Raw genomic sequence first — 11,985 nt, 5'->3', positions numbered from 1 at the left:
GAAAGGCGGGGGGAGGATGGTCCAGGCGGGGGGGCGCGTGCCCCGCGGCCGGGAGGACGTCACTGGCCGTTGAGCATCGGCGTGATCTTCTCGTCGTACTGCGCGGCGAGCTCGGTCACGTCACCGCCCTCGGCGATCGCCTGGAACAGCTCCTCGTAGACGAACGCCGCCTCGACGGCCGCCCAGCCCGGCGCGGCCGGGGTGAGCTTGGAGGCCGCCGCGGTCTCGATCATCGTGGTGGCGAACTTGTCGTCGCCGAGGGCGTCGACGTACTGCGAGTTCGCCGGGCCGAGGCCGTTCTCGCCCAGCATCTGCTGGTACTCGGGCGAGAAGATGATCCGCAGCAGGTTCTCGGAGAGCTCCGGGTGCTGGGACTTGGCCGAGACGGCGATGTTCGAGCCGCCCGCGAACACCGGCGCGATGCCGCCGTCCACGCCCGGCAGGGCGAAGATGTCGAACTTCGACTCGTCCGCCATGCCGTCGCGGACCTCCTCGCCGTCGTCGTTCGTGGTGAGGTCGCCGATCGACCAGCGGGCCCAGCCCGGGGCCATGATCGTCGCGGCGGCCGGGGCGGCGCCGTCGGCGCCGTCGTTCAGGAAGTCCCAGTACGCCACGTCGCGCTCGGTGGCCGGCACGTTGGACGAGCCCGCGTAGACGTCCTGCCACTGCTCGAGGCCCTTGATGGTGTTCGGGTCGGACAGCGTGGAGGTCCACTCGCCGCCGTCCTCGGTGGCGAGCTCGCCGCCGTTCGCGAACACCCAGGAGATGCCGTTGCGCCAGTCCTGGCCGCCGATCGCGAAGCCCGACTGGCTGTCGGTCTTGAGCGCCTTGACGTCGTCGGCGAACTCGGAGAGCGTCGTCGGCTTCTCGAGGCCCGCGGCGGACCACAGGTCGGGCCGGTAGAACATGTAGCGCGAGCCGAAGTAGTACGGCAGCGCGTAGTTCTTGCCGTCCGCCTTGCCCACCTCGACGAACGACGGCAGCAGGTCGTCGCCGCCCAGCTCGTCGTACAGCGGGGTGAGGTCGCGGAACGCGCCGATCGTGGTGAAGGTCGGCGACTGGGTGTTGCCGATCTCGACCACGTCCGGGGTGTTCTCGGCGTCCGGGAGCGCCGTCGTCAGCTTGGTGACGACGTCGTTCCAGTCCTGCTCCTCGATGGTGAGCGTCGACCCCGGGTTCTCCTCCTCGAAGGTCGTCTTGAGGTAGTCGCGCAGCTCGTCCGGGGTGTCCGCCCCGTTGAGCCACAGCGTGATGTCGGCGGCCTCGGGGGTCCCGTCGGACCCGGTCGAGCCGCCGTCGTCGCCCGACGAGCAGGCGGTCAGCACGAGCGCCGCCGCCACACCGACGGCTGCCATCCGTACGATCTTCACGTTGGTGTTCCTCCCTGATGCGAGGCGGGGCCTGCAAGCCCCGCCGGGGGTGGTGGTACCGGCACTGCAAGCGGTCGGCTCGGGGTCGTCACGTGACCCCGAGCTGACCGGACAGCACGAGGGCCGCGGCGCCGGAGAGCGCCCCGTCCTCGTCCAGCGAACCCATCCGCAGCACGAGGTCCTGCCCCAGCAGGGGCAGGGTCCGGGCCCGGACCGTGGCGAGCGCCTCGACCCTGAGGGCTCCGTCCAGCAGCTCCGGGGGACCCGAGAGCAGGACCTCGGCGAGGTTGAGGGCACTGACGACGGGAGCGAGGGCCACGCCCAGCTTCCGTCCGACCGACGCGAGCACCGCGTCGGACTCCTCGGGGCTGCGGCCGGCGGTGGCGCGGCGCAGCGCGGGCAGGGAGAGCAGCGTCTCCAGGCAGCCGGCGCGCCCGCACGCGCACGGCCGGGGCTCGGGGTCACCGGCCCGCACGTCGCGGTCGTCGACCACGGTGACGTGCCCGATCTCCCCGGCGGCGTGCGCGCGGCCGCGCACCAGGGCGCCGTCCAGCACGATCCCGGCGCCGAGGCCCTGGCCGACGGTGACCACCATGAGGCCGGAGCCGGACGCGCCGCCGTAGGTGTACTCCCCCAGCGCGTGGGTGTTCGCGTCGTTGGCGACCTGCACCGGCACGCCCAGCCGCTCGGCGAGCAGCGCCGCCAGCGGCAGGTCGTACCAGCCGCGGTTGGGCGCCTGCACGACGACCCCGGCGGCGTCGATCACGCCGGGCGACCCGATGCCGACGCCGACGACGGGCCGGTCCGCGGCGGCGAGCAGCTCGCGGCACAGGTCCTCGAGCACCGCGACCGCGGCGTCGCCGGTCCGGCCGTCGAGCGAGACGGTGCGCCGCGCGACGACCGCGCCGGTGAGCGTCATGACCGCGCCGCGCAGGCTGGCGTCGTCCGCGAGGTCGACGGCCACGACCTGGTACTCCTCGGTCCGCATCCCGACGAGCGTCGCCGGCTTGCCGACCCTCCCCTCCGGCCGGACGCCGAGCTCGGCGACCAGGCCCTCGGAGATGAGCACCGACACCAGGTCGGAGACCGTGACCCGGGTCAGGCCGGTGCTGCGCGCGAGGTCGGCGCGGGACGACGGGCCCTGGTGGAACAGGTGCTGCAGGACGAGCGACCGGTTGTGCGCCCGGGCGTGCTCGGGGAGCACCTTGCCCGTCGGGCGGAGTGTGCGCCCGACCCCCCGGTGGCCCGAGGTGGCGGACGGCGTCGTCGTCGTCATGTTTGTTAGTAGACCTTCCTTACTAATCCATCGTCAAGGAGTTCGTGTGACCGTGACCACTTCGTGACCGGGCGTTCACGGGGCCGACATCCGGCGCGGCGGCCCCCGCCCGCGGCCGGGAATGCCCCGCCCCTCCCCCGCGCTGCACCGGGCATGGAGCTCGGCCTGTACACGTTCGGCGACATCCACCCCGACCCGGTGTCCGGCGCGGTCACCTCCCCCGCGCAGCGGCTGCGCGACGTGCTGGAGCGCGTCCGCCTCGCCGAGGAGGTCGGCCTGGACCACGTCGGCATCGGCGAGCACCACCGCCCCGACTACGCCATCTCCTCCCCCGCGACCGTCATCGCGGCGGCGCTCGCCCAGACCGCGCGGATCAGCGTCGGCAGCGCCGTGACCGTGCTGTCCACCGAGGACCCCGTCCGGCTCTACCAGCAGTTCGCGACGATGGACCTGCTGTCCGGCGGCCGCGTCGAGCTGCTCGCGGGGCGGGGGTCGTTCATCGAGTCGTACCCGCTGTTCGGCGCCTCGCTGGACGACTACGACGAGCTGTTCGACGAGAAGATCCGGCTGCTGCTCCGGATCGACCGCGGCAACCCGGTCACCTGGTCCGGCCGGTTCCGGCCCGCGCTGCACGCCGCGGAGATCCTGCCGCGGCCGCTCGACAAGCCGGGCCTCGGCGAGCACCTGCGGATCGCGGTCGCCACCGGCGGCAACCCGGCGTCCTCGGACCGCGCCGGCCGGCTCGGCCTCCCCGTGTCCTACGCGATCATCGGCGGCCGGCCCGCGGACTTCGCCCCGCTGGTCCGGCTCTACCGGGCCGCGCACACGGAGGCCGGCCACGACCCCGCCACGCAGCGCGTCGAGGTCGCCGGCATGGGGTTCGTCGCCGACGACGCGAAGCAGGCGCGGGAGTTCTTCTTCCCGTACTGGCTCAGCACGATGCGCCGGATCGCCGCCGAGCGCGGGTTCGCCATCCCGAACCGGATCGCGTTCGAGTCCCAGGCCGCGAAGGGCGGGGCGTACTTCGTCGGCTCGCCGCACGAGGTCGCGGACCGCATCGTCGCGCTGAACGCCGCGCTCGGGCACGACCGGCAGATCTTCCAGATGGACCTGAGCGGCGTGCCGCAGCGGGAGAGCCTGCGGGCGATCGAGCTGCTGGGCACCCAGGTGGCCCCGCTGGTGCGCGAGGCCCTGGGCTGACCCGGGCGGGCCGCACGTCCCGCTCGCCCACCGCCCCGGCCTCGATACGGTGTGACCTGTTGGATCTTGCTTCCGAGAGGGACACGCCGTGACTGCACCCGTCGACGCCACCACCACCGGCGCCTGGACCGCCCTGACCGCGCACGAGGAGGCGTTCCTCCCCGACCTGCGGGGCTGGTTCGACGCCGACCCCGAGCGCGCGACGCGCCTGACCCGGCAGCTGGCCGACCTCACCGTCGACCTGTCGAAGAACCTCGTCACCGACGAGACCCTGTCCCTGCTGGTCGCCCTCGCGGACCAGGTCGGCCTCAAGGCCCGGCTCGACGCGATGTTCGCCGGCGAGCACATCAACGTGACCGAGGACCGCGCCGTGCTGCACACCGCGCTGCGCCGCCCGGCCGACGCGGAGCCCGGCCTCGTGGTCGACGGCCAGGACGTGGACGCCGACGTGCAGGAGGTGCTCGCGAAGGTCGCCGCGTTCGCCGACAAGGTGCGCTCCGGCGAGTGGACCGGCGTCACCGGCGAGCGCGTCGCGACCGTCGTGAACATCGGCATCGGCGGCTCGGACCTCGGCCCGGTCATGGCGTACGAGGCCCTCAAGCCGTACGTGCAGGACGGCCTCGAGGTGCGGTTCGTGTCGAACATCGACCCGACCGACATCGCCGAGAAGACCAAGGACCTCGACCCGACGACGACGCTGTTCGTCGTCGCGTCCAAGACGTTCGGCACGCTGGAGACGCTGACCAACGCGCGGCTCGCCCGCGACTGGCTGTGGCGCGGGCTCGTCGCCGCCGGCGCGATCGAGGACACCGAGGAGGCCCGCACCGGCGCGGTCGCCAAGCACTTCGTCGCGGTGTCGACGGCGCTGGACAAGGTCGCGGCGTTCGGCATCGACCCGGAGAACGCGTTCGGGTTCTGGGACTGGGTCGGCGGACGCTACTCGGTCGACTCGGCGATCGGCACCTCGCTCGCCATCGCGATCGGCCCCGACGCGTTCGGCGAGTTCCTCGAGGGCTTCCACGCCGTCGACGAGCACGTCCGCACCACGCCGTTCGACCAGAACGTCCCGGTCCTCATGGGCCTGCTCAACGTCTGGTACGTCAACTTCCTCGACGCGCACACGCACGCCGTCCTGCCGTACGCCCAGTACCTGCACCGGTTCCCGGCGTACCTGCAGCAGCTCACCATGGAGTCGAACGGCAAGTCGGTCCGCTGGGACGGCACGCCGGTGACGACGGAGACCGGCGAGGTGTTCTGGGGCGAGCCCGGCACCAACGGCCAGCACGCGTTCTACCAGCTGATCCACCAGGGCACCCGGCTGATCCCGGCGGACTTCATCGCGGTCGCCAACCCGGCGCACCCGCTGAAGGACGGCGACACCGACGTGCACGGGCTGTTCCTCGCGAACTTCTTCGCGCAGACCAAGGCGCTCGCGTTCGGCAAGACCGCCGACGAGGTCCGCGCCGAGGGCACCGCCGAGGAGATCGTCCCGGCCCGCGTGTTCCCCGGGAACCGCCCGACGACGTCGATCCTCGCCCCGTCGCTGACCCCGTCCGTGCTCGGCCAGCTCATCGCGCTGTACGAGCACATCACGTTCGTCGAGGGCGTCGTGTGGGGCATCGACTCGTTCGACCAGTGGGGCGTCGAGCTCGGCAAGAAGCTCGCGCTCGAGATCGCCCCGGCGGTCGAGGGCGACGCGGACGCGCTGGCGGCCCAGGACCCGTCGACCCGCTCCCTGATCGCGCGCTACCTGGACCTGCGCCAGGGCTGACCCGCACCCCGCCGCCCGCCCCCGGCGGCGCCGCTGCGTCGAGTGCCCATCGGACACGTCGAGTGCCTATCCCCTGGATAGGCACTCGGCGTGTCGCGTAGGCACTCGACGCGGGCTCAGGCGACCGGGCGCGGGCGGCGGCGGCCCAGGAGGTCGTCCAGGGGGTCGCCGCGGTCCTCGACCTGAGTCGGGACCGGAGCCGACCCGAGGCCGGCGTCGACGGGCGGCAGCACCGGGCCGCCGACGAGCACCGTCGGCTGCGGCACCGCGATCCCGTCCGCGTCCGGCCACCGGGCCGCGTCGGCGGGGTGCCGACGACGGCGCCCGCGCACGGTGGCGCGCAGCGCGACCCCGACGAGCAGGGCGGCGAGGACGGCGGCCTCGTAGGCGAGCACGACCTGGGCGTAGAGCGTCAACCACACCTGGAGCGCCAGCACGGCCACGCCGGCCAGCACGACGGCCACCCGTCCCATGAGACCCCCCTCGGCTCATCAGCGCTGCGGTGCGTGCGGCAGGCCAGCGTCCCGCTGATCGCGGACCGGGTCAAGACCCTCCGGGTGAGGCCTGGTCAGCGGCCGCGGGCGCCGCTCACCCGGTCGCCGGCACGTCGCCGAACCAGTCCCGGACCCGGGCGACGACGGTGCGGTCGAAGGTGTCGTCGTCGTGGTGGGCGGACAGCCACCGGACGAACGAGCCGCCGGCGACCGCGTCGAGCTCGCGCCGGCAGGCGGCGGTCCGGGTCACCGCGACCTCGAGCTGGTCGGCGGCCTCGTCCGGCGTGCGGTACAGGTACGGGTAGCCGGCGGGCAGCAGCGCCCGCGCCCACGGCAGGTCCGGGAACACCCCGACGGCGCCGGCCGCGAGCGCCTCGACGTACTCCAGCCCGTACGACTCCTCGGTGGCGGTCGCGAGGAACGCCGTGGTGCGGCCGAGCGCCTCCCAGTAGGAGTCGCGGGTCGCGGTGAGCGGGCCGACCCAGCACCACGGCCGCTCGGACATCCGCATGGCGGTCTCGGAGACCAGGTGCGACTCGTGCAGCCGGGCCTCGACGCGGATCGGGGTGCGGCGCTGCACGCGGTCGACGACCTCGAGGAACAGCCGCGGCTGCTTGCGCTCGGAGACGTAGATCGCCGGGTACAGCACCACCGGGACGTCCGGCTCGTGCCGCGGCCGGACGTGGTCGACCCGGAACCCGAGGTTGACCCACCCGGTGCGGGCGCGCTCCCCCAGCGCGGGGACCGTGAGCCGGGCGACGAGCTCCCGGATCTCGGAGGCGGTGCGCGCGGAGTTGGCGAACGTCGGGAACAGCGCGCAGGACAGCGCGAGCGCGGCCTGCTCGACGGGGTGCGGGTACCGGGTGGCGTCCCACCAGACGAAGTTCATCACCCGCGGGTCCGCGCACCCGCCCGCGCGCAGGGTCTGCCACACCTGCACCGAGTCGAGCACGTCCATGGTGAGGACGACGGTCCCGTCGCCGTCGACGAACTCCAGCGGGAGCAGGTCGAACCCGTCGCACCGCCGCGGTCCCGGCCCGATCAGGACGGAGCCGGGGAACACCCGCAGCAGCCGGCGGACGAGGGTGGCGGCCGCGTCGTGGCCGGCGACCCGGCCGTCGGCGTCGACCAGGACGTCGTCGTGCTTGATCGCGACGCGCACGCCGCTCACCGCCCCTCGGCGTCGACGAGCGCGCCGGCGCCGTCGGAACCCTCGCCGGCGCCCGCGCCGCCCTGGCGCGGCAGCACGCCGCCCGCCGGCACCCCGGGCTCGGCCGGCTCCTCGGGCTCGGGCCCGGCGGGCTGCTCCTCCCCCGCGGGCGACCCGCCGATCCGCATCCCGTAGAACGACCGGTAGACGAACACGGCGGACGTCACGAAGAACACGCCGGCCAGGACGTGCACGAGCGTCCCGCGCCCGTCGCCGGTCAGGCTCACCGCGAGCTCGACGGCCAGCAGCCCGAACAGCGTCGTGAACTTGATGACGGGGTTCAGCGCCACGGACGAGGTGTCCTTGTACGGGTCGCCCACGGTGTCGCCGACGATCGTCGCGTCGTGCAGCGCGGTCCCCTTGGCGTGCAGGTCGACCTCGACGATCTTCTTCGCGTTGTCCCAGGCGCCGCCGGCGTTGGCCATGAAGATCGCCTGGTACAGCCCGAACACCGCGATCGACACCAGGTAGCCGATGAAGAAGAACGGCTCGACGAACGCGAACGCGAGGGTGGCGAAGAAGATCGCGAGGAACATCGTCAGCATGCCCTTCTGGGCGTACTGGGTGCAGATCTCCACGACCCGGCGGGAGTCCGCCTCGCTCGCCCGCTCGCTGCCGTCGAGGTGGATGTTCGCCTTGATGAACTCGACCGCGCGGTACGCGCCGGTGGTCACGGCCTGGATGGACGCGCCGGTGAACCAGAAGATCATCGCGCCGCCGGTGACCAGGCCGAGCAGGAACGGCGGGTGCAGCAGCGACAGGTTGTCCAGGCCCGTGGTGAGGCCCTCGGTGAGGGCCATGATGATGGAGAAGATCATCGTGGTGGCCCCGACGACCGCGGTGCCGATGAGCACCGGCTTCGCGGTGGCCTTGAAGGTGTTGCCCGCGCCGTCGTTCTCCTCGAGCATCCGCTTGGCCGGCTCCCACCGCGGGGCGAACCCGTGCTCGGCCTCGATCTGCTCGGCCGCGCCGGGCAGCTCCTCGACGAGGGACAGCTCGTAGACGCTCTGCGCGTTGTCGGTGACCGGGCCGTACGAGTCGACCGCGATCGTCACGGGACCCATGCCGAGGAACCCGAACGCCACGAGCCCGAACGCGAACACCGCGGGGGCGAGCATGACCTGGTCGAGCCCCTGCTCGCTGATGAGGAACGCGCCGCCCATCAGGGCGACGACCGTCATGCCGAGCCAGTAGGCCGAGATGTTGCCGGCCACCAGCCCGGACAGGATGTTGAGCGACGGCCCGCCCTCGCGCGAGGACGTGACGACTTCGCGCACGTGCCGGCTGTTGGTGGAGGTGAACACCTTGACCAGCTCGGGGATGAGCGCCCCGGCGAGCGTGCCGCAGGAGATGATCGCCGCGACCTTCCACCACAGCCCGCCGACGCCGTCCAGGTGCCCGAGGACCGCCCAGGTGGTCAGGTAGGTCAGCGCGATGCTCACGACCGAGGTGAGCCAGACCAGGGACGTCAGGGGCTTCTCGAAGTCCATCCGCTCGGCGGCGGCGTACCGGCGGCGGGTCCACGCGTCGTTCGCGAGGTACGACACCGCCGAGGCGATGACCATGACCGCCCGGACCACGAACAGCCAGACCAGCAGCGTCGCCTGCATGAGCGGGTCGTCGACGGCGAGCAGCACGAACGTCACGAGCGCGACGCCGGTGACGCCGTAGGTCTCGAAGCCGTCGGCGCTCGGGCCCACCGAGTCGCCCGCGTTGTCGCCGGTGCAGTCGGCGATCACGCCGGGGTTCCGGGCGTCGTCCTCCTTGATCTTGAACACGATCTTCATGAGGTCCGAGCCGATGTCGGCGATCTTCGTGAAGATGCCGCCCGCGATCCGCAGCGCCGACGCGCCCAGCGACTCGCCGACCGCGAACCCGATGAAGCACGCGCCCGCCACGTCGGCCGGGAGGAACAGCAGGATGACCAGCATCATCAGCAGCTCGAGGCTGATCAGCACCATGCCGATCGACATGCCGGACTGCATCGGGATCCGGTGCACCGGCAGCGGCCTGCCCGCCAGCGACGCGAACGCGGTCCGGGAGTTCGCGAGCGTGTTGACCCGGATGCCGAACCAGGCGACGGCGTACGACCCGGCCATGCCGAGCAGGCTGAACGCGATGATCGTCGCGACCCGGCCCCACCCGAAGCCGACGAGCGCCCGGTAGTACAGGACGATCACCGCGGCGATGAACACCCACAGCAGGAGCAGGAACCGGCCCTGGCGGGTCAGGTACGTCCGGCAGGTCGAGTAGATGAGCTCGGAGATCTCCCGCATCGCCGCGTGCACGGGGAGCCGGCGCAGCTGCACGTAGGTGGCGACGCCGAACGCGAGGCCGAGCACGCACACGACGAGCCCGAGGCCGAGCAGGAGCCGCCCCGACACGGACCCGAGGACCGTCACGGCGCCGAGGTCCGGCAGCACGAGGCTCGCCTCGCCGCCGTGCACGCCGCCCTCGGCGGAGGCGGAGCCGGGCGCGCACCCGGCGAGCGCGGTCCCGAGGACGGCGGCCGCTGCGGCGGGCACGGGCCACCGTCGCCGTCGGCCGGCCGGGGGCCGGTCGGCGGGAGCCGCCGGTGCGCGCGAGGAGGTGGTGCCGGTCCGGACGTCAGTGTTCACGGTCGGGTCCCTGGTGAGAGCGCCTTCGCTGTCACCCTCGACGCTAGGACCGGCGCGACCCGCCCGGATGAGACGTACGGCCCAGGCGGGCGCTACCCACCGGCGTCAGCCCCAGCGCCCCAGCCGCTGCGCGAGCAGCGCGAGCGCCACCGGCCCGGCCGTGGACGTCCGCAGCACGTGCGGCCCCAGCAGCACCGGCTGCGCCCCGGCGTCGACCAGCTCCGCGAGCTCCCGCTCCGCGATGCCGCCCTCGGGCCCGACGACGACGAGCACGTCGGCCTCCGCCCCCGGCCCGGGCAGCGCCGCCGCGGCGAGCGGGGTCGTCGCCTCCTCGTGCAGCACGAGCACCGCGCCGCCCGCCGCGACCACCTCGCGCGCCCGGCGGACGAGCGCCGCGGTCGCCAACGCCAGGTCGACCGCGGGCACGTGCGCCCGGCGGGCCTGCTTGGCGGCGGTGCGGACCGTGCCGAGCCACCGGGCCCGGCTCTTGGCCGCCCGGTCGCCGCGCCACACCACGATCGACCGCTCGGCCTGCCAGGGCACGACGCCGTCGGCGCCGACCTCGGTGGCCGCCTCGATCGCCATCTCGTCCCGGTCGCCCTTCGCGAGCGCCTGGACCAGCACCAGCCGCGGCGCCGGCACCGGCTCGACGACGACCTCGCGGACGCGCAGGTGCACGCCCTCGGGCCCGGCCGCCTCGACCTCGCCGACCAGCCGGGTGCCGGCGCCGTCGACGACGTCGACCCGCTCCCCCGCGGTCTTGCGCTGCACGACGCCCGCGTGCCGCCCCTCGGCGCCCGCGAGCAGGTAGGTGCTCCCGGCCGCGAGCGCGTCGAGGTCGCCCGGCTCGGCCAGGAAGACGGGTGCGGTCACACTCAGCGCCCGGCGAGCTTGTCGCGGAGCTTCGCGAACACGCCGCCGCCGGAGGCCGACAGCCGCGCCTCGGGGCGCTCCTCGCCGCGCAGGCCGGCGAGCTTGCGCAGCAGCTCGGCCTGCTCGTCGTCGAGCGACGTCGGGACGTGGACGTCGACGTGCACGTGCAGGTCGCCGCGGCCGCCCGCGTGCAGGTGGCCGACGCCGAGGCCGCGCAGCGTGACGATCTGCGCGGGCTGGGTGCCCGGGCGCAGGTCGACCTCCTGCGGGCCGTCGAGGGTGTCGAGCGTGAGCACGGTGCCGAGCGCGGCCGCGGTCATCGGGACCTCGAGCGTGCAGTGCAGGTCGTCGCCCTCGCGGACGAACGTGTCGTGCTTGCGCTCGCGCACCTCGAGGTAGATGTCACCCGCGGGGCCGCCGGCGGGGCCGACCTCGCCCTGCGCGGTGAGCTTGATCCGGGTGCCGGTGTCGACGCCCGCCGGGACGTCGACCTCGAGCGTGCGGCGCGAGCGGACCCGGCCCTCGCCGGCGCACTCGGTGCAGGGCTCGGGGATGACGGTGCCGAAGCCGTGGCACGCGGCGCACGGCTGCGAGGTCATCACCTGGCCGAGGAACGACCGCGCGACCCGCTGCACCGACCCGCGGCCGCCGCAGACGTCGCAGGTGCGCGGCGAGGTGCCCGGGCGGCAGCAGGTGCCGTCGCAGGTCGGGCAGACCACGGCCGTCTCGACCGGGACCTCGCGGTGCGTGCCGAACGTCGCCTCGGCGAGGTCGATGTCGAGGCGCAGCAGCGCGTCCTGGCCGCGGCGGGCGCGCGGGATGGGGCCGCGCTGCGCGCCCGCGCCGGCGGCGGCGCCGAAGAACGTCTCGAAGATGTCCTGGAAGCCGAAGCCGCCCTGGCCGCCCATGCCGCCGCCGGGGGCCGACGGGTCGGCGCCCAGGTCGTACATGCGCCGCTTCTCGGGGTTCGACAGCACCTCGTACGCCCGCGACACGTCCTTGAACCGGTCCTCGGAGCCCGCGTCCGCCCCCGCCACGTCGGGGTGCAGCTCGCGCGCGAGGCGCCGGTAGGCCTTCTTGATCTGCTCGGGCGTGGCGTCACGCTCGACGCCCAGCACCTCGTAGTAGTCGCTCACTCGTCACTTCCTGTGCGTGTGGGGGCCGCGCGCGGGC

The 11,985-nt window shown here is 73.7% G+C and carries 9 protein-coding genes; 2 read left to right on the top strand and 7 right to left on the bottom strand.

Going from position 1 to position 11,985, the window contains the following annotated elements; all coding sequences use genetic code 11:
• Positions 1–59: 59 nt before the first annotated feature.
• The gene (locus AC3WUG_RS10385; protein ID WP_492327580.1) at positions 60–1,355 is read right to left on the bottom strand and encodes an extracellular solute-binding protein; all 1,296 of its coding nucleotides are present in this window, start codon (positions 1,353–1,355) and stop codon (positions 60–62) included.
• A 103-nt stretch (positions 1,356–1,458) separates the two neighbouring features.
• Entirely contained in the window at positions 1,459–2,646 is a 1,188-nt protein-coding gene (locus AC3WUG_RS10380) for an ROK family transcriptional regulator (RefSeq protein WP_492327579.1), read from the bottom strand.
• Between the two features lie 153 nt (positions 2,647–2,799).
• Here AC3WUG_RS10380 and AC3WUG_RS10375 point away from each other — a divergent pair, with 153 nt between their 5' ends.
• Entirely contained in the window at positions 2,800–3,846 is a 1,047-nt protein-coding gene (locus AC3WUG_RS10375; protein WP_492327578.1) for an LLM class flavin-dependent oxidoreductase, read from the top strand.
• Positions 3,847–3,934: 88 nt separating this feature from the next.
• Complete coding sequence (pgi, locus tag AC3WUG_RS10370; RefSeq protein WP_492327577.1) at positions 3,935–5,617, top strand: glucose-6-phosphate isomerase; 1,683 nt, start codon at positions 3,935–3,937, stop codon at positions 5,615–5,617.
• A 116-nt stretch (positions 5,618–5,733) separates the two neighbouring features.
• On the opposite strand, the gene AC3WUG_RS10365 is transcribed toward pgi, so the two are convergent.
• The 5 genes from AC3WUG_RS10365 to dnaJ all read right to left on the bottom strand — a co-directional run bounded on the left by AC3WUG_RS10365 (position 5,734) and on the right by dnaJ (position 11,948).
• Positions 5,734–6,090 (bottom strand): hypothetical protein, encoded by a 357-nt coding sequence (locus AC3WUG_RS10365; RefSeq protein WP_492327576.1) that lies wholly within the window; start codon positions 6,088–6,090, stop codon positions 5,734–5,736.
• A gap of 115 nt (positions 6,091–6,205) precedes the next feature.
• Positions 6,206–7,282 carry a glycosyltransferase family 1 protein gene (locus tag AC3WUG_RS10360; protein WP_492327575.1) on the bottom strand — a complete coding sequence of 359 codons (1,077 nt, stop codon included), beginning with the start codon at positions 7,280–7,282 and terminating at the stop codon, positions 6,206–6,208.
• Positions 7,279–9,939 carry a sodium-translocating pyrophosphatase gene (locus AC3WUG_RS10355; protein ID WP_492327574.1) on the bottom strand — a complete coding sequence of 887 codons (2,661 nt, stop codon included), beginning with the start codon at positions 9,937–9,939 and terminating at the stop codon, positions 7,279–7,281. The genes AC3WUG_RS10360 and AC3WUG_RS10355 overlap by 4 nt, the downstream gene beginning before the upstream one ends.
• Positions 9,940–10,044: 105 nt before the next feature.
• Positions 10,045–10,812: a 16S rRNA (uracil(1498)-N(3))-methyltransferase gene (locus AC3WUG_RS10350; protein ID WP_492327573.1), complete on the bottom strand. Its 768-nt coding sequence runs from the start codon at positions 10,810–10,812 to the stop codon at positions 10,045–10,047.
• 2 nt (positions 10,813–10,814) lie between these two features.
• Positions 10,815–11,948: a molecular chaperone DnaJ gene (dnaJ, locus tag AC3WUG_RS10345; RefSeq protein ID WP_492327572.1), complete on the bottom strand. Its 1,134-nt coding sequence runs from the start codon at positions 11,946–11,948 to the stop codon at positions 10,815–10,817.
• Positions 11,949–11,985: the final 37 nt, after the last annotated feature.

Source organism: Cellulomonas sp. EB106-03-03-XG116, from assembly GCF_058792015.1.
The sequence above is the reverse complement of the archived record's forward strand: the minus strand, read 5'-3'. Positions and strand labels throughout refer to the sequence as shown.

What these genes read in the sequence shown, in the direction of transcription:
- AC3WUG_RS10380 (WP_492327579.1), bottom strand. Translation starts at nt 2,646, where the DNA reads ATGACGACGACGACGCCGTCCGCCACCTCGGGCCACCGGGGGGTCGGG.
- AC3WUG_RS10385 (WP_492327580.1), bottom strand. Translation starts at nt 1,355, where the DNA reads ATGGCAGCCGTCGGTGTGGCGGCGGCGCTCGTGCTGACCGCCTGCTCG.
- AC3WUG_RS10375 (WP_492327578.1), top strand. Translation starts at nt 2,800, where the DNA reads ATGGAGCTCGGCCTGTACACGTTCGGCGACATCCACCCCGACCCGGTG.
- AC3WUG_RS10365 (WP_492327576.1), bottom strand. Translation starts at nt 6,090, where the DNA reads ATGGGACGGGTGGCCGTCGTGCTGGCCGGCGTGGCCGTGCTGGCGCTC.